Origin of the sequence: Proteus sp. G3927, from assembly GCF_963894685.1 — a bacterium.
GTDB classification, from domain to species: domain Bacteria; phylum Pseudomonadota; class Gammaproteobacteria; order Enterobacterales; family Enterobacteriaceae; genus Proteus; species Proteus mirabilis.
In genome coordinates this window covers 79,994-98,384 of sequence record NZ_CAWQGX010000030.1, presented here as the reverse complement: position 1 = coordinate 98,384, position 18,391 = coordinate 79,994, and the positions used below count along the sequence as shown (strand labels likewise).

Genomic DNA, 18,391 nt, shown 5'->3' with positions numbered 1-18,391 from the left:
CGATAAAAAAATGCTGATATCCGTTCAATATCAGCATTTTTAATTCAATATCACGTATTACTTCATTTAATGATAACTAGATAACTAATGGCGACTATTCCCCTTGAATACGACGATATTGGCCTTTATCTTGTAATAGCCTAACCCCTAAAATACTACCACAAAGTGAAAGTAATACGGCGGCAAGAGCGGGAACAACTATCCACATCATCCATTGTGGTTGCCATGGGAAATTAAATACCGATTTTTGCAACAACCCTAATGCAACTTCAGCCCCTATCGCTGCAGCTAAACCGGCCATTAACCCTAATAAGGCAAACTCCGCCCAAAGCGTGCGTCTTAATAGTGACTTACTCGCGCCTAATGTTCGATAAACCACCAACTCGATACGACGTTGTGTCATACCGACTTGAATTTGTGCCACTAATAGCAATGCCCCACACAGCATAACTAATCCAACCATAATTTCTAATGCTCGGCTGACTTGCTGTAAGATCTGCTGAACTTGCTGAATTAATGCACCCGTATCTAGCACACTGACCGTAGGAAATTGTCGATTTAATGCGGTGATCAAACTTCCATCACCATTGTAATAAAAACTGCTCATCCATTTTTCAGGCTGATTGCTTAGCCCTTCTTCTGCGAAAATAAAGAAGAAATTTGGTCGCATATTTTCCCAATCAACATGGCGAATGCTGGTGACAACAGATTTAAACTCGCGAGTATCACCAACAAAAGTTAGCTCATCCCCCAGCTTTATTTCTAACTTTTGTGCAACCCCCTGATCGATTGAAACGCCATTACCGACGGGAGGCCATGAGCCTTCGACAATAACATTATCTTTAGGAAGTTCACTGTGCCACGTTAAATTAAGCTCTCTTCGTACGGTATTATTCCCCGCATCCCGTGCATCTGCCCACACTTTCGCATTGTGATCATTAATCGCTGTTAAACGTGCTAACACAACCGGATAAGCATCTGTCGGTGCCACATGATAAGTGGCTAATAATGTATTAATCTGCTGTACCTGAGGCTTTGACATATTAATCAAAAAATAGTTAGGACTATCTTCAGGTAACTGCTGTTGCCATTTTTCCAATAAATCCCCTTGCAGCAAAACCAATAGCGTCAATAGCATAAAGGATAATGAAAAAGCGGCTAATTGCGTCATGGTTTGGAAAGGCTGGCGTAATAAACGTGTCACCGCTAAACGGGCACTCAATTGCTTAAATTTAAATTGCTTTAAAAGCCATAATCCAAGCCAACCAATCACGCCGAGCAAGAAAGCAATGACGACGATACCTAATAAAATAGACCACAATAAAATACCCGTTCCGGCAAACAGAGTTAAAGCGCCAACAACAATCAATGCAACAATGGGTAAATAATAACGTAGTGGCCAACTAGGTGCCGTAGTACCACTTCTCAACACGCGGGAAGGTTGCGTTGACATTAATTGATGATAAGGGCGTAACCCCGTCAATAACGCGATGAGTAGTAAAGAGCCAACCGACCATAGCCATGGCATAAAGCTCGCATCAGGTAAACTTTTTGGTAATACCGGTGCTAAAATCTGCAACAATACTAATTCAAAGCCCCAACCGACCAGTGAGCCGACCACGATAGCCGCAACAATAATCACCCCCCACTGCCCTATAATCCATTTACGTAATGCATGATTATCGGCACCTAAGGTTTTTAATACCGCAATTAGCGTATGTCGACTACGGCAATAATGTGTCATTGAAACCGCGACGGCAGAAATCGCCAATAATAGTGTTAATAATGCAGATAATAGTAAAAAGTTTTTTGCTCTCTCCATTGATTGAGATAGCGCACCATTATCTTGTTTTAAGCTATTCCAACGCTGGTCAGGTTTTAATAAGGGATCAAAGCGTTGTTGGTATTCATCAATTAATGCTTCATTACCCGCAAACATATAACGGTAAGTTAAGCGGCTTCCCGGCTGAACGGCACCAGTCGCTTCAACATCAGCAAGATTAATTAAAATACGCGGGGCAATTTGAAAAGGATTAAAACCACTGTCAGGCTCTTGAACTAATACACCGCTAATTGTAAAAGTGGCATCACCGACATCAATATTATCACCAACCTTGATACCCAAAAGCGCCAGTAACCTTGCATCTACTAACGCCGTGCCTTTCTCCGCTTTTAGCCCTGCGGGCTGAGTTTCTAGCTCACCATAGAGTGGATATAAGTTATCCGCGGCTTTTACCAACGCCAATTGAGGAGTATCACCTTCTGGGGCATAAGACATGGTGGTAAATTGCATTTGACGACTAAGTGTTAGCCCCATTCTTTTAGCTTCAGCTAGCCAATTTTCATCAACAGGATACGAGGCGCGTAGCACTAAATCACCGGCGATAAGATCACGACTTTGAGCATAAATACTTTTATCAATGCGATCACCAATACGCCCTAACGCCAGCACACAAGCCACCGCCAGCACTAAAGAGAGCCAAACAATTAATAAAGCCGGCGAGCGCCACTCACGCCAAAACCAACGCCAGATCATGACTCCTCCTTAAGTTGCCCATCAACAAGACGTAATCTTCGCTGACAACGAGCGGCAAGCTCATTATCGTGGGTGACCAAAATTAATGTTGTGGCATAATCACGATTAAGGGAAAACAGTAAATCGGCAATTTTATCTCCCGTTTTTCGATCAAGATTACCTGTTGGCTCATCAGCAAACAGGATCGCCGGTTGGGTACAAAAAGCTCTTGCTAATGCAACACGTTGTTGCTCACCACCGGAAAGTTGTGCGGGCATATGATACAAGCGCTCACCCAAACCCAATTGTTTAAGTAAATCAACGGCTCGCGTATGGCTCTGTTTTTCTGACTCACCTTTTAATAACGCAGGAAGTTGCACATTCTCTAAGGCATTTAACGTTGGAATTAGCATAAAAGATTGAAAAACAAATCCGACATGTTGTGCACGTAATTTTGCCCGCTCTTCTTCATTCATTTCGGTCAGATCGTGTCCCATTAATTGCACACGACCAGCGCCTCCATCATCTAATCCGGCAATAATACCTAAAAGTGTAGATTTGCCCGATCCTGACTCACCAATTAAAGCAATTGTCTGTGCAGACTCGACAACTAACTCAACACCCTGCAATATAGAGATCTGACTATCACCTTCTCCTACTTGTTTGGTTAACTGATGAACTTCAAGAACCTTTTCCGTCGACATACTTGTTTCCTTATCGTCATGATGATGTTTAGCTTTAAGTCTATCGCTGCTGATACCTTTTTGATCTTTGGTGACAGCCTAAGTGCCGGATATCGCCTTCCTATTGAAAGCGCATGGGCGCAACGCCTCGCGGATAAGTGGAAATTAACTTATCCTGAAATAAATGTCGTGAATGCAAGCATCAGTGGCGAAACCGCATTTCAAGGTCAAAATAGGCTCCCTGATTTATTAAAACAGCACCAACCTCGTTGGGTTTTGATTGAACTGGGTGCAAATGATGGCTTACAAGGCTACCCTATAGCCCAAACGAAAGAAGCGTTGCAAAACATCATTACCCAAGTAAAAGAAGCGGGAGCAACGCCACTCTTTATGCAAATTATGATTTCGCCTAATTATGGTAAACGCTATACGCAATCTTTTTCTGCGATTTACCCACAATTGGCGAAAGACAATGCTCTTGAGCTTATCCCATTTTATATGGAGCAAATAGCAGATAAACCTGAGTGGATGCAAAACGACAGCATTCACCCAAATGAAGCGGCTCAGCCTTTTATTGCTCAATGGATGGATAAAACCCTATCCCCTTACCTAACACGTTAAACTATTGTGACAGTAGTTAACCTAGATTAAATGAGATTAATTGTAAAATTATGCAAAAAACGGTATTGATTACAGGAAGTTCTAGTGGGATTGGACTGTGTGCGGCAAAAACACTCAAGCAAAAAGGATATCGAGTACTGGCTGCTTGTCGCAAAGAAGATGATCTTAACCATATGGAAACATTGGGGTTTGAGCCTATTTTTCTTGATCTCGATGATGCAGAAAGTATCGAAAAAGCCATATTAGAAGTAATTCGCCTTACTAATGGGCGTTTATATGGATTATTTAATAATGGTGGTTTTGGGGTTTATGGTCCATTAAATGCGATTAGTCGCCAGCAAATGGAAAAACAATTTTCCACTAATTTCTTTGGCTTACATCAGCTTACTATGGGGTTACTGCCGGCGATGTTACCTCATGGCGAAGGACGTATTATTCAGACGAGTTCGGTAATGGGATTAATTTCTACTCCCGGCCGAGGCGCTTATGCGGCGAGTAAATATGCCGTTGAAGCTTGGTCTGATGCATTAAGAATGGAACTTGCCTCTACGGGGATAAAAGTCAGTTTAATTGAGCCGGGTCCAATAAAAACACGCTTTACTGAAAATGTTAATCAAGCCCAACAAGATAAACCGGTAAAAAATCCGGGGATTGCGAGTCGTTTCACATTAACACCTGATGATGTAGTGAAAAAACTAATCCATGCTTTAGAAAGTCCAAGACCTAAGTTACGTTATCCTGTGACCTTACTCACTTATGCCGTCAAAGTGTTAAAACGACTCCTCCCTGATAGACTTATGGATAGGATCTTAAACGGCCAAAGTAACAAGGCTTGATTTTTGCAAAATTCATCCTTATTTATTAATGAAATAGCGTAATAAACAGCATTTATATTTAAAACTCTCAAAAAGGGATAAGTTAATGTTAGCAACTGCACATATTGTTGATGTAAATGAATCGAATATTCAGCAAGTTATAGAACAATCGATGACAAAACCGGTCATGATGTACTTCTATTCAGAGCGTAGTCCTCATTGTGCAGAGCTTGGGGCAACGTTGGATAAACTAGCGGCTGAATTTGCTGATCAGTTTGTATTAGCTAAATTAGATTGTGATGTTGAACAGATGATTGCCTCGCAATTTGGTCTAAGAGCGATCCCAACTGTTTATATATTGCAAGAAGGTCGTCCTGTCGATGGGTTCCAAGGCCCACAACCTGAAGAAGCTATTCGCCAAATCCTTGCCAATATCTTACCTAAACCAGAAGAATTAAAAGCAGCGCAAGCTTCAGCACTATTAGCAGAAGGTAAAGCAGACGAGGCATTACCACTGTTAAAAGAAGCACACCAAATTGATCCCAAAAACAGTGAAATTACCTTAGCCCTCGCAGGTGCTTTAATTTCATTAAATAAACATAATGAAGCAGAAGAATTATTAGCCGCAATTCCATTGCAAGATCAAGATAGCTACTATCACAGTTTATTAGCTCAAATTGAACTGCAAAAACAAGCTGCCGACACACCTGAAATTCAGCAATTACAAGATAATTTTAATCAGCAACCTGACAATACTGAACTCGCTATTCAACTGGCGTTAAAACTGCATGAAGTGTCGCGCAATGATGAAGCCCTTGAATTGCTATTTAATTTTCTGAAAAAAGATCTTAATGCCGGTGAAGGACAAGTTAAGAAAACCCTGATGGATATTTTATCTGCTTTAGGGACTAATGATAATCTAGCATCTAAATATCGCCGAATGGTGTATTCTTTACTTTATTAATATTCATTTTATTTATTAAAGCAGGCTAAGGACAGATACATGGAAATAGTTATTGGTATTATTATCTTATTCGCCATTATTTTAGTTTTAAGTGGTGTAAAAACCGTTCCACAAGGTTATCAGTGGACTGTCGAGCGTTTTGGACGTTATACACGTACCCTTGCTCCAGGCCTTCAACTCCTTATTCCATTTATTGACCGTATTGGTCGTCGTATTAATATGATGGAACAAGTATTAGATATCCCTTCTCAGGAAGTGATTTCTCGTGATAACGCCAATGTCAGTATTGATGCGGTCTGCTTTATTCAAGTTATCGATCCAGTAAAAGCTGCTTATGAGGTGAATAACCTAGAGCTTGCAATCATCAATCTAACGCTAACCAATATCCGTACTGTGTTAGGCTCTATGGAACTGGATGAAATTCTTTCACAACGTGATCAGATCAATAGCCGTTTATTACTGATTGTTGATGATGCAACTAACCCATGGGGTATTAAAATTACCCGTATTGAAATTCGTGATGTGCGCCCACCACAAGAGCTAATTTCAGCCATGAATGCGCAGATGAAAGCTGAGCGTACTAAGCGTGCTGATATTCTAGAAGCAGAAGGTATCCGTCAAGCGGCAATCTTAAAAGCGGAAGGTGAAAAACAAGGGCAAATCTTAAAAGCAGAAGGTGAACGTCAGTCTGCTTTCTTACAAGCCGAAGCCCGTGAGCGTGCAGCAGAAGCGGAAGCAAAAGCGACGCAAATGGTATCAGAAGCTATCGCTAAAGGGGATATGCAAGCCATTAACTACTTTATTGCACAAAAGTATACCGATGCCCTGTCACAAATTGGTTCTGCCGATAACAGCAAAGTTGTAATGATGCCATTAGAAGCCAGTAACTTAATGGGTGCAATTGGTGGTATTTCAGAATTATTAAATACCAAAAAAAGTGACTCAGGTAACAAGAGCAATTAATTATGATTGAATGGATTAGTGCTCAGCCAGCACTTTTCTGGCTTTGTCTTGGTGTCTTACTATTAATCGCCGAAATGCTGGGCACTGCAGGCTACTTACTATGGTCTGGTATGGCCGCATTATGTGTTGCATTAATCGCATGGATCTTACCTATTGGTTGGCCCATTCAAGGTATTCTATTTGCATTACTCACCGTTATTAGTGCAATCCTTTGGCGTATCTGGCTTAAACGCAAAAAGTTATCCAAAGAAGCAGAAAACCTAAACCAAAAAAGCCACCAACTTATTGGTATAAAAGCAGTTTTGTTATCGGATACTGAAAATGGTTTTAGTCGCATAAAGCTTGCTGATGGGAGTTGGCGAGTCTATTCTGACACGCCATTAAAAGCAGGTGATACAGTCAAAGTGATTGCTATTGATGGTATCACCTTGCACGTCACCTCATTTTCTCCCACCACTCGCTCGGCATCATCAACACAGCATGCTGCTGTTATTGATGATGACAACAACCAGAAAGATGATTGATGATTGGGCATTCCGCCCCATCATCGCCAGGGCATTCATTTGCTAATAAGAGAAGCCGTTGACGAATGGCATTTAATTCGTTAATGGTTTTCTCTATCTCAGCCACTTTCTTTAAGGTTGCCTCTTTCACATCAGCACTGTGACGTGAGGGATTACGTAATAACATCAGCAATGAACGACACTCTTCTAAACTAAACCCGACTTCACGAGCTTGCTTTAACAGTGTTAATTCTTCGATATGTTGTGGTAAATAGTATCGATAGCCATTTTCACCCCGATGAGGTGGGGTTATCAGATCTTTTTCCTCATAAAAACGGATTGCTTTTGTCGTCAAACCGGTTTTGGTTGCGATTTCACTAATATTCAAAATTCCCCCTTGACCTTCCCCTTGCGGAAAGGTTTAGCCTTTATCTCAGATAAGAAAAAACCTTTTCAAGAAAGCAAGTTATCCCATATTACGCCATAATAGAGGTAATCGCTTTTTATTTGGAGATATTGACCATGGCAAAAACTACGCTACTCGCACTACAAGGGCTTTCATGCTCCCACTGTGTTAACAGTGTAAAAAAATCACTTGATGCCCGCAATGATATAGAACAGTCCACGGTGACTATTCAATACGCTAAAATTGACAGCGACGCAACTGTTGAAAGCTTAATCAAAACCATTGAAGAAGCCGGATATGAAGCTCATCTAGCCACTCAAGCTGATGTAAAACTAAATTTGAGTGGACTTAACTGTATGAAATGCGTTGGTAAAACAGAAAATGCGTTATTAGCCGTTGACGGTGTTGTTGCGGTCAATGTAGACAAAACATCAGCTGAAATTTTTGGTACAGCAAACGCAAAAGATTTAATTGCCGCCGTTGTTGCTGAAGGTTTTGAAGCCTCATTAGCAAACGAAGAAGAAAATAAACCAAAAACTATTGAACTGACTTTATCAGGCTTAAATTGTGGTCATTGTATTAATTCAGTGAAGAAAGCTCTTGAAGGGACTGATGGGGTAGAAAGTGCACAAGTGGAATTAACTCATGCCACAGTAACAGGTACGGCAAACACAGAGAGTGTGATCACAGCCATTCAAGATGCTGGTTATGATGCAAAATTAGCAGGAGCCAACCACCCAAAAACTGAGCCGCTGACGCAAACGGATGCACCACTGGAAGCATCGTCAGCGGCGATTTGTGATATTCCAGTAGAAGAAGCCATCCTTGATAATAATAATGCTGATATCAGTATCGATGATGATAGCACTCAGCTATTAATCGACGGTATGACTTGTGCAAGCTGTGTTAGCAAAGTACAAAAAGCCTTACAAAGTGTTTCCGGTGTTGAAAATGCACGTGTTAATTTGGCTGAACGTAGCGCACTTGTAACGGGTCATGTTAATCATGATGACCTGATTAATGCGGTCGAAAAAGCAGGCTATGGGGCAGAAATTATTCAAGATGATGTAAAACGCAGAGAGCGTCAACAAGAAGTCGCTGTCGCTAATATGAAGCGTTTTCGCTGGCAAGCAGCCTTAGCCTTAGTCGTTGGTATTCCTGTAATGGTATGGGGAATGATCGGCGATAATATGATGTTAACGGAAGCTAATCATAATATCTGGTTAACTATCGGTATTATTACGCTTATTGTGATGATAGCTGCAGGTGGGCACTTTTATCGTAATGCGTGGCAAAGCCTAAAAAACGGCAGTGCCACCATGGACACGCTCGTTGCGTTAGGTACAGGGGCGGCTTGGCTCTATTCAATAAGTGTTAACTTATGGCCTGAGGTGTTTCCTGCCCAAGCAAGACATCTCTATTACGAAGCCAGTGCGATGATCATTGGTTTGATAAACCTTGGTCATATGCTTGAACAAAGAGCCCGTCAGCGCTCTTCTAAAGCATTAGAGCGTCTATTAGACTTAACACCACCAACAGCAAGAGTAGTAACAGATAATGGCGAAGTTGAAATGCCATTAGCGGATGTGAAACAAGGTATGATCTTGCGTTTAGCAACCGGTGATAAAGTTCCCGTTGATGGTGAAATCACCCAAGGTGAAGTGTGGATGGATGAGGCAATGTTAACTGGTGAGCCAATTCCACAACAAAAAAGCCTTGGTGATACTATTCATGCAGGTACTACCGTGCAAGATGGCTCAGTGCTGTTTAAAGCTGCAGCGGTAGGCAGTCAAACTACCCTTGCTCGAATTATCAAACTGGTACGTCAAGCACAAAGCAGTAAACCCGAAATAGGTCAATTAGCAGATAAAATTTCCAGTGTATTTGTTCCTATCGTCGTCGTTATTGCGTTAATTGCAGGGGCTATTTGGTACTTTTTTGGTCCTTCACCACAGATTACTTATGCACTCGTCATTATCACAACGGTATTAATTATCGCTTGTCCTTGTGCTCTAGGATTAGCGACCCCCATGTCGATCATTTCAGGTGTGGGACGTGCCGCAGAATATGGCGTATTAGTGCGTGATGCGGATGCATTACAACAAGCAAGCCAATTAGATACCTTAGTTTTTGATAAAACAGGTACCTTAACTGAAGGCATGCCACAAGTAACTGAGATCCACACATTCAATCAGATAAGTGAAACTCAAGCGCTAGCATTAGCAGGCGCACTAGAAAGTGGCTCTAATCATCCATTAGCAAAAGCGATTTTAACCAAAGCTGAAGGTATTAAATTACCGCAAATAAGCCAATTTAGAACTCTTGCAGGTATGGGGTTAAGTGGTGAAATTGACGGCAATATTGTGCTGTTAGGTAATCCTAAACTAATGAAAGAATCTGGCATTGATATAAGTGAGATAAACGCCTTAATAGAAAACCAATCAGCGAAAGGGGTAACCCCCGTCTTATTGGCACAAAATGGGAAAATAGCGGCCCTACTTTCTATTCGTGATCCACTACGAGAAGATACCGTTAGTGCATTACAGCGTCTACATCATCAAGGTTATCGTTTGGTCATGTTAACTGGAGATAACCCTATTACAGCCAATGCGATAGCTAAAGAAGCGGGTATTGATCAAGTGATTGCAGGCGTTATGCCAGAAGGTAAAGCGCAAGCGATTAGTCAACTACAGGCAGAAGGTCGTCGCGTAGCAATGATTGGGGATGGTATTAACGATGCCCCAGCACTGGCTAAAGCAGACGTTGGTATTGCGATGGGCGGTGGCAGTGATATCGCCATTGAAACCGCGGCCATTACCTTAATGCGCCATAGCTTACATGGTGTTGCTGATGCGGTTGAGATCTCAAAAGGCACACTGCGCAATATGAAACAAAACTTGTTTGGTGCATTTATATATAACAGTTTAGGCATTCCTATTGCTGCCGGTATCTTATATCCTTTTACCGGTACATTATTAAACCCTGTGGTTGCTGGTGCCGCGATGGCCTTATCATCAATCACTGTCGTCAGTAATGCCAACCGATTATTACGTTTTAAACCGAAAAAATAGTCACAATTAATCAGTTAAATACAGCCTCTTCTATCTTTAGATACAAGAGGCTTTTTTATTATCCAGAGAGAATTATCATCATTTCAATAAGTTAAAAAAAAGCCGATATTGCTATCGGCCAGTCAAAGAGGAATTTTTCATTATACAAGAGAGTCATCACTCCGCCCTCTTAACGGTAGAATAGCAATTTATTATCAATATTTCATTATATTTTATTATTTATAAATATATTCATTAATAAAAATTAAAAGGCGTTTTATTTATAGTGATTAAAAAATCATTTTATAAAATAAGCCACTTATTTTTATACTTTATATTTTTATAAGGACTTTTTAATGAATTATAATAAATTATTTCTTATTTCTTTATCTTTAATTTATTCTGCAAATGTTTTTTCTAATACGGATAGCCTATCACCAATGGATAATCTATCTCCATCTATGACTTTTAGCCCACCAGTAATTAGCCCAAGCCCATTACCAACAGGTAACCCTTCACAATTAGGAAATGGTTCTATGGTAGAATCAAGTGTAGGTATTCCCCCAACATCAACAACTCATCTACCACAACCACCATTAATGGGTTATGGCGCACCAACAATAGGTAATACATCAGGATATAGGACACAATTTCCAAATACAGATGCTAATCCAATTAAAACAATTAAAGCAATTAAAACATACCTTGACATGACTGATCATGCAACCGATGATCATAATAATTTGATAGGTGGATACATTTCAGCCTTTATTTCTATTTCTAGACCTTCTACATCTACATCATCTGAAAATACTGTAGTCAGCCTTTCTAAACCTTTTTTTGATCGTATGTCTAAAGCAATAGATGTTGATTCTGATGAAGATGGAAGTATGTTAGTGGATAAAAGTAAAAAGGATATCGCTCGTACTATGTCTTCTTATTTAGAAAATCTAGAAGCAGACTTTTTAGAAACAATGAACGATGAAAATACTAGTGAGGATGAAAATACTAGTGAGATAAGACTAACACAGATGGCATTATTACATCAGATACAAGATTTTAAAAATATTGTTGACGAAAGTATAGAAAAAGGTACCTCTTTTACTATTGTTGCAAATCAAGATCTAGAAACAGCAGAACCATTAACTGAAATCCAAATGATTACTAAGCGATTATCGCAACCAGTAACACGAGTTGATATTGCTAATGCATATGTTTTATTATCAGGAAAAATAGATAATGAAGTTGGAGCTATAGCGAATCAACAACAAAGAACTACTGAAACGTTAACTTTACAGGATAATAAAATTACTAAAGTAGAAAGTGATGTGAAAAAAAATGAAGGTAATATAGCTGTTAATAGAGAAGGTATTACTAAAGTAGAAAGTATTGTAGAAAAAAATAAAGAAGATATACAAACAAATAGAGAAGATATTAATAAAGTTAAAGAAACTGCTGGCAAAAACAAAATATACGTAGATAAATACCTAGCTAATGATTTCGATGTTAATGAACAATCTAAAAGTTTAGTAGGTCATCTTGGCTCTTTATATGCAGGAAATAAGTTAAACACAGATAATATTAATGCCATTAGAAATGATCTTAGCCATTTTAAAAATGAAACCAATAATCGTTTCTATAAAGTTGAAAAGCGCGCTAATCAAGGAATTGCCTCTGTTGCAGCGATGAGTAATTTACCCTTTAATGATGCAGCAACCTTTAGCACCGCAATGGGTATCGGTAATTATCGTAATGCCACAGCATTTGCATGGGGAATGCAATACCGTATCAACGAAAATGTTAAAGTTAAAGCCTCAACCGCTTGGAATGACGCTAACAATTGGGTCTCTGCGGGGGGGATCGGTATTAGTTGGTAATATAAATTTATAAATATAGCGGTAAAGATAAGGAAAGCTAAGTAAAACTCAGTTTTCCTTGTTTTATTCAATACAAAATCCGTTATGCTACAACCTTGTGGTTTATCCCATGAGGAGCGTATCAAATGAAGGATATAATACAGAAAATCAAGAAATGGATCGGTATACAGAAAACATCTTATTACCCCTATCCTGCTATTGATATTTCACTCCCTAATCATGTCTCTTTACATCTTGTTGGTAGTATCCATATGGGCGTGCCAACGATGTCACCATTATCCAATGTGCTGATTAATAAAATAGCAACAGCGGATGCGGTTATTGTCGAAGCGGATATTTCAACCGAAACTCAGCCCTTTGATCAGCTATCGTTATTGCGAGAGCCATTAGAAAAGCGAGTAAATGAAACACAACTTGCCACTATTATCAGCCATTGTGATCTTCTTTCTATTCCACATTACCAAATTGATGATAAACCACTGTGGCAAATCGCGCTGATATTACAATCAACCCAAGCGATGCAACTTGGATTACAACCACAGCACGGCATTGATTATCAAGTTATCCAACAAGCCAATAAACAACGAAAAGCGATTATAGAGCTAGAAGGTATTGAGCGTCAGGTCGCATTATTATTAGATTTTCCACAAGACGGCGCACAATTACTCGAAGATACGCTAAAAAATTGGCATGAAAACGCCCGGGCATTGCAAATTATGATCAATTGGTGGTTAAATTATACCAGTGAAAAGCACCCTTCTCCTTTGCCAAATACTTTTAGCAAAGCGGTATTTGATATTTTAATGGAAAAGCGCAATCAAGTCTGGGCAACAACGCTTTCTAATCTTCCAGCAGGCCACTATGTTGTCACCGTCGGTGCTCTTCACTTATTTGGTGAAGATAATTTAGTTGATCGATTAACTTATCAAGCATAACAAGATCACGTTCACCATTGCTCTCACCTTATTGAGTAGGAATAATTATGACTCCCGCAGTGAATTTACTGGAAAAACAAAAAATTAAATTTACTCTTCACCCTTATGAACATGATGCGAATGTACATAACTTTGGTGATGAAGCCGTTGAAAAGTTAGGACTAGATAACCGTCAAGTGTTTAAAACGCTTCTTGTTGCGTTAAATGGTGATGCTAAAAACCTAGCCGTTGCGGTCACCCCAGTATCAAGTCAACTTGACTTAAAACGAGTCGCCAAATGCCTTAAAGCTAAAAAAGCAGAAATGGCCGATCCACAAATAGCACAAAAAGTAACAGGTTATTTAGTCGGCGGTATAAGCCCATTAGGACAAAAAAAGCGCCTTCCCACGGTGATTGATGATCAAGCACTTAAGTTTGACACTATCTATGTCTCAGGAGGTAAGCGAGGGCTGGATATTGAACTAGCGGCTGAAGACTTATGTTCAGTATTAGGTGCACAATTTGCCCTGATCCGTAAAGAGGATTAAGAGTAACTGATTGCTTATTTTAGGCTTTTATATCAACCAAGCTGCCAATAAGAAATAAAATAACAAAAGGCGACATCCTCTGCCGCCTTTTGGGAATTATCGATTGTATATTTTCAATAAATACTATTTTTTATACACAATCTCGCCTTGCGGTTCAAAATCAGCCGCTTTTAGTGGTGAGTGTTTTTCGATATAACCTTTTAACACTTCTGCATCAACAAAGCCGGTATTTACATATCCTTGGTGTGAATCAATCTTAGGATAACCATCACCACCAATACCGTTAAAGTTTAATGTCGCCATACGATAATTTTTAGTTTTATCTAATGGTTTGCCCGCAATTTTTACATCACTCACTTTACAATCTGCATCTACGGTTAAACTTACATTGTAAAATTGTGCATAAGCGCCTGAGTCTACTTTCATACAAGCAACTGCGGATAGGTAAGGTTCAACTTCTTCACCTTTGAAATCAACATAGACGAGTTCGTTAGCAAAGGGTTGTACTTTTAATACATCTTTATAAGTAATATCGCCAGATTCAATCGAATCACGTACACCACCACCACTCATAATGGCAAAATCAGCATTCGCACGCTCCGCCTGAGCAGATAACAGTAAACGCGCCATATTCGTTTGTTCAAAACGAACTTTGCTACGATCGCCTTCTAATTTACCAACCACTTCCCCGACTTTCACATTCAATTGCTCACCACCTTTCTCTTGATAAGGGGTCAGTAATTTCATCATTTCAGGGTTATGAGGGATCTCCTCTGTGTAGTAAACTCGCTCAGTGGTTCCGTCTTCTTTTTTCACTTTCTTATTTAAGTTAATTGGAATTAACTGATAGTGTTTTAATGTGAACTCGCCATTACGGAACTCAAAATCAGCGCGACCTACATATTTACCCCATTCATGGGCTTGAACAATCCATGTGCCATTTTGATTATCTGGGGCGCAAGGCGTGCCGGGAACATAATCTGCTTGTTTGTAATTTTTATTCTCTTGAGACATACAAACCGGATCTTGTGAGTGTCCACCGACAATCATATCTAAATAGCCTTTCGGTAAAGCACGCGCCATTTCAACATCACCCGGTGCATTAGAGCCATGATTACCATCGTCATAATGCCCCATATGGGTAGCAGCGATAATAATATCGGGTTTTTCTGTGGTACGTAATTCTTCAACGACTTTTTTCGCTTCATCTGCTGGTTTACGGAACTCAGTATCAGGGAAGTTAGCAGGATTACCAATACGCACCGTATCATCGGTAGTTAAACCTAATACCGCGATTTTCACTCCTTGCTTATCAAAAATAGTATAAGGTTTAAATAAACGTTCACCGGTACTTTTTTGATAAATATTCGCAGAGAGGAAGGGGAAAGTAGCCCATTTTTCTTGTTGGCGTAGCACTTCCAGTGGATTATCAAACTCATGGTTACCCAGCGCCATAGCGTCATAACCGACAAGATTCATCCCTTTAAAATCAGGCTCTGCATCTTGTAAATCAGATTCAGGAACCCCCGTATTAATATCACCACCAGACAGAAGCAATACGCTACCGCCATTTTTAGCGACTTCATCGCGAATATTGTCAACGACGGTTTTTTGAGCAGCTAAACCGTACTCGCCATGATCATTGTGCCAAAAGTGACCGTGGTGATCATTAGTATGTAGGATGGTAATTTGGTAAGTTTTATCTTTTTCCCATGCCTGAGACATCACAGGCGCCATTGCTAAAGTCACTGTCAGTGCGCATGCAGATAATTTAAACGATAAGCTCATGGTCTATCCCCATGTATATTATTTATTGAGAAGGCTCTGCCCTGTATTCACAGTAGAAAAAGCAGAAAGAAGTAAATAGTTTTACTGTGTTTTATGACGTAGGTTATATATTTTTATTATTATTTCATTGTTCCAATAGTTTTTTTGAGACATCAGTCAAACTCTATTTGCTATAAATGGAGTTGACGTAAAATAGATATGGACGACACTAATAACAATAGCAATAACTTATTAACAAAAAAGCATCCATTAAGTTGTGATAACAAATTTTTGGCTATTTTTACTCCATTATAGGTAAGAGCGACTATAATTTAACTTAAAAAATAAATTTCAGTTATGAACATCTCGGGGACAATGTTGCCCGTTCCCCTATCGCAAAAACAAAGTCTGCTTATTGATATTATGTTAATCACAGCATTTTCTACTGTGTAGCATAGTGCTCAATAGTTATTCACTACTGAAATAACCATAGTTAACATTTTTTATTTTATCTGAGTTTTACATGGGTCAATATGAGGGATACTCGTCTTAGCGATTGCTCTCTAATTTAAAAAACATTGAACATGTTGAGCCTAATGACACTTATCTATCTTTATTGATTATTTCCATGCTTTTTCTTCACCAGATTATGACCAATAAAGCTAAATAAGTTGTATTTATTTTTACAACTCACAATCAATCTAAATACTCTATATCAAGCTTATACAAAGAATAACTACCAAAAACAACACAGAAACACTCAGTTACATTATAAAACTAAATCAAATTGCTATTTTTATAAAAATTCAATAAATTTTAGCGAATTTAGCGCTTAGATACGTTAAACTAATACCCTGCTGTACCACTCGCCCCCCGATACATGTAGTTTAATAACAAGAAGGAGAATTGATGCCGCATTCAACCCCCCTCATTACCACCATTGTTGGTGGATTAGCACTTGCTTACATCTTAGGCATGATTGCTCAACGGCTAAAAATCTCACCTTTAGTAGGATATCTTGCTGCGGGTGTGCTCGCTGGCCCATTTACCCCGGGCTTCGTTGCTGATACCTCTTTGGCGCCTGAGCTTGCTGAAATCGGTGTTATCTTACTGATGTTTGGCGTAGGTTTACATTTTTCTTTAAAAGATCTAATGGCTGTAAAAGCTATCGCGATCCCCGGTGCCATAGCACAAATTACCGTTGCCACCTTATTAGGGTTAGGGTTATCCACTTTCTTTGGCTGGGGTCTATTTAGTGGCATTGTCTTTGGATTATGCCTTTCAACGGCAAGTACTGTGGTATTGCTACGCGCACTCGAAGAAAGAGGTTTAATTGATAGCCAGCGCGGTCAAATCGCTATTGGTTGGTTAATTGTCGAAGATCTCGCTATGGTATTAGCCTTAGTATTACTACCAGCTATTGCCAATATGCTTGAAAGTAGTGACCAAACAAGTATTTCAGAGCTATTAATTAACTTAGGTATCACTATTGGTAAAGTAGTTGCCTTTATTTTAATTATGATGATTGTCGGTCGTAAGCTTATTCCGTGGATCTTAGCTAAAACGGCTGCCACTGGCTCTCGTGAGCTTTTTACCCTATGTGTGTTAGCACTAGCTTTAGGTATCGCTTACGCAGCAGTGACGCTATTTGATGCTTCTTTCGCATTAGGCGCTTTCTTTGCCGGAATGGTACTTAATGAGTCTGACCTCAGCCACCGAGCAGCACAAGATACTTTACCTCTACGTGATGCCTTCGCCGTTCTGTTCTTTGTCTCTGTCGGCATGCTATTTGATCCTATGGTATTAATTGAGCATCCTCTAGGCATTTTAGCCACACTTGCGATCATTATTATAGGTAAATCCTTAGCAGCCCTAGTGCTCGTTCGTATGTTTGGGCATTCACGCAGAACCGCATTAACCATTTCAGCCAGTCTTGCGCAAATTGGTGAATTTGCCTTTATTTTAGCTGGAATGGGGGTTGCACTAAATGTTTTAGAGCCAGATGCACGTAACTTGGTTCTTGCGGGCGCCTTAGTCTCTATTATGCTTAATCCTGTTCTCTTCTCTTTGTTAGACCGTTATCTAGCAAAAACAGAAACCAAAGAAGAGCAAGAGCAACTTCAACAAGAAGAGATGGAAGAAGAGATGCCTGTGCCTGTCGATATTTGTGGGCATGCGATTATCGTCGGTTATGGTCGTGCAGGTAGTATGCTAGCTGAAAAGCTACAACCACAAGCTATCCCATTGGTCATTATTGAAAATAGCCGTAATAAATTTGCTGAGTTAAAAGAAAAAGGCTTAAACGCCGTACTCGGTAATGCTATGACCAAAGAATCGCTGGCATTAGCGCGTGTTGATTGTGCTAAATCGCTACTACTAACCATTCCTAACGGTTATGAAGCAGCAGATATCGCAGAAACGGCAAGAAAAATGAACCCTGATCTTAATATTATCGTTCGTGCCCATTTTGACGATATTATTGTTCGTGCTAACTATGATGAAGAAGCTTCCTTTATTCTTGAGAAAGGGGCAAATCATGTGATAATCGATGAAGATCAGACCGCTTCAGCAATGGCTGAGATGCTAATAAAAGAAGTCGAGTTCGGTTGCGCCATTGATGACACACCTGAAGAGGGTCAACAAATTATTGCGCCCAATGCAGCGCAATAATAGAGATTTATTTTTAAAATAAAGGATTAACAAACTAAAAAAGCAACACCTTTATCGCGTGTTGCTTTTTATTTTCTCTCTTTCACAAAAAAAGA

Annotated in this window: 14 protein-coding genes; 10 read left to right on the top strand and 4 right to left on the bottom strand. The window is 39.7% G+C overall.

Annotation, left to right across the window (positions count from 1 at the left end; translation table 11 throughout):
- Window positions 1-94: 94 nt before the first annotated feature.
- Both ybbP and ybbA read right to left on the bottom strand, forming a co-directional pair.
- Window positions 95-2,536 carry a putative ABC transporter permease subunit YbbP gene (gene ybbP / locus AACV00_RS13630; RefSeq protein ID WP_113977015.1) on the bottom strand — a complete coding sequence of 814 codons (2,442 nt, stop codon included), beginning with the start codon at window positions 2,534-2,536 and terminating at the stop codon, window positions 95-97.
- Window positions 2,533-3,219: a putative ABC transporter ATP-binding protein YbbA gene (ybbA, locus tag AACV00_RS13625; RefSeq protein ID WP_004244258.1), complete on the bottom strand. Its 687-nt coding sequence runs from the start codon at window positions 3,217-3,219 to the stop codon at window positions 2,533-2,535. Before ybbA ends, ybbP begins: the two co-directional genes overlap by 4 nt.
- On the opposite strand from ybbA, the gene tesA reads away from it, so the two are divergent.
- The 5 genes from tesA to AACV00_RS13600 all read left to right on the top strand — a co-directional run bounded on the left by tesA (window position 3,190) and on the right by AACV00_RS13600 (window position 7,085).
- The gene (gene tesA, locus AACV00_RS13620; protein ID WP_036907491.1) at window positions 3,190-3,819 is read left to right on the top strand and encodes a multifunctional acyl-CoA thioesterase I/protease I/lysophospholipase L1; all 630 of its coding nucleotides are present in this window, start codon (window positions 3,190-3,192) and stop codon (window positions 3,817-3,819) included. The genes ybbA and tesA overlap by 30 nt on opposite strands.
- A gap of 50 nt (window positions 3,820-3,869) precedes the next feature.
- Entirely contained in the window at window positions 3,870-4,655 is a 786-nt protein-coding gene (locus tag AACV00_RS13615) for an SDR family oxidoreductase (protein ID WP_004244260.1), read from the top strand.
- An 85-nt stretch (window positions 4,656-4,740) separates the two neighbouring features.
- Entirely contained in the window at window positions 4,741-5,598 is an 858-nt protein-coding gene (locus AACV00_RS13610; RefSeq protein WP_017627896.1) for a co-chaperone YbbN, read from the top strand.
- A 39-nt stretch (window positions 5,599-5,637) separates the two neighbouring features.
- Complete coding sequence (locus AACV00_RS13605; RefSeq protein WP_004244263.1) at window positions 5,638-6,561, top strand: SPFH domain-containing protein; 924 nt, start codon at window positions 5,638-5,640, stop codon at window positions 6,559-6,561.
- Window positions 6,562-6,563: 2 nt separating this feature from the next.
- On the top strand, window positions 6,564-7,085 hold the full coding sequence (locus AACV00_RS13600; RefSeq protein ID WP_004250295.1) for an NfeD family protein: 522 nt from the start codon (window positions 6,564-6,566) through the stop codon (window positions 7,083-7,085).
- On the opposite strand, the gene cueR is transcribed toward AACV00_RS13600, so the two are convergent.
- Window positions 7,051-7,452, bottom strand: coding sequence for a Cu(I)-responsive transcriptional regulator (gene cueR / locus AACV00_RS13595; protein WP_004244266.1), 402 nt, complete (start codon window positions 7,450-7,452; stop codon window positions 7,051-7,053). The two genes, AACV00_RS13600 and cueR, sit on opposite strands and share 35 nt — an antisense overlap.
- A 134-nt stretch (window positions 7,453-7,586) precedes the next feature.
- Here cueR and copA point away from each other — a divergent pair, with 134 nt between their 5' ends.
- The 4 genes from copA (at window position 7,587) to ybaK (ending at window position 13,859) form a co-directional block, all read left to right on the top strand.
- Window positions 7,587-10,541 carry a copper-exporting P-type ATPase CopA gene (copA, locus tag AACV00_RS13590; protein WP_161680377.1) on the top strand — a complete coding sequence of 985 codons (2,955 nt, stop codon included), beginning with the start codon at window positions 7,587-7,589 and terminating at the stop codon, window positions 10,539-10,541.
- A 335-nt stretch (window positions 10,542-10,876) separates the two neighbouring features.
- A complete protein-coding gene (locus AACV00_RS13585; protein ID WP_161680375.1) occupies window positions 10,877-12,397 on the top strand; it encodes a YadA-like family protein in 1,521 nt (506 codons plus the stop codon).
- A gap of 125 nt (window positions 12,398-12,522) precedes the next feature.
- Entirely contained in the window at window positions 12,523-13,332 is an 810-nt protein-coding gene (locus tag AACV00_RS13580) for a TraB/GumN family protein (protein WP_049198940.1), read from the top strand.
- A 47-nt stretch (window positions 13,333-13,379) separates the two neighbouring features.
- Window positions 13,380-13,859 (top strand): Cys-tRNA(Pro)/Cys-tRNA(Cys) deacylase YbaK, encoded by a 480-nt coding sequence (ybaK, locus tag AACV00_RS13575; RefSeq protein WP_004244271.1) that lies wholly within the window; start codon window positions 13,380-13,382, stop codon window positions 13,857-13,859.
- Window positions 13,860-13,982: 123 nt separating this feature from the next.
- Here the strand turns inward: ybaK and ushA are convergent, their stop codons facing one another.
- Entirely contained in the window at window positions 13,983-15,647 is a 1,665-nt protein-coding gene (gene ushA, locus AACV00_RS13570; protein WP_113977011.1) for a bifunctional UDP-sugar hydrolase/5'-nucleotidase UshA, read from the bottom strand.
- A gap of 888 nt (window positions 15,648-16,535) precedes the next feature.
- Between ushA and ybaL the strand changes: the two genes are divergently transcribed.
- Complete coding sequence (gene ybaL / locus AACV00_RS13565; RefSeq protein WP_020946127.1) at window positions 16,536-18,296, top strand: YbaL family putative K(+) efflux transporter; 1,761 nt, start codon at window positions 16,536-16,538, stop codon at window positions 18,294-18,296.
- Window positions 18,297-18,391 lie beyond the last annotated feature (95 nt).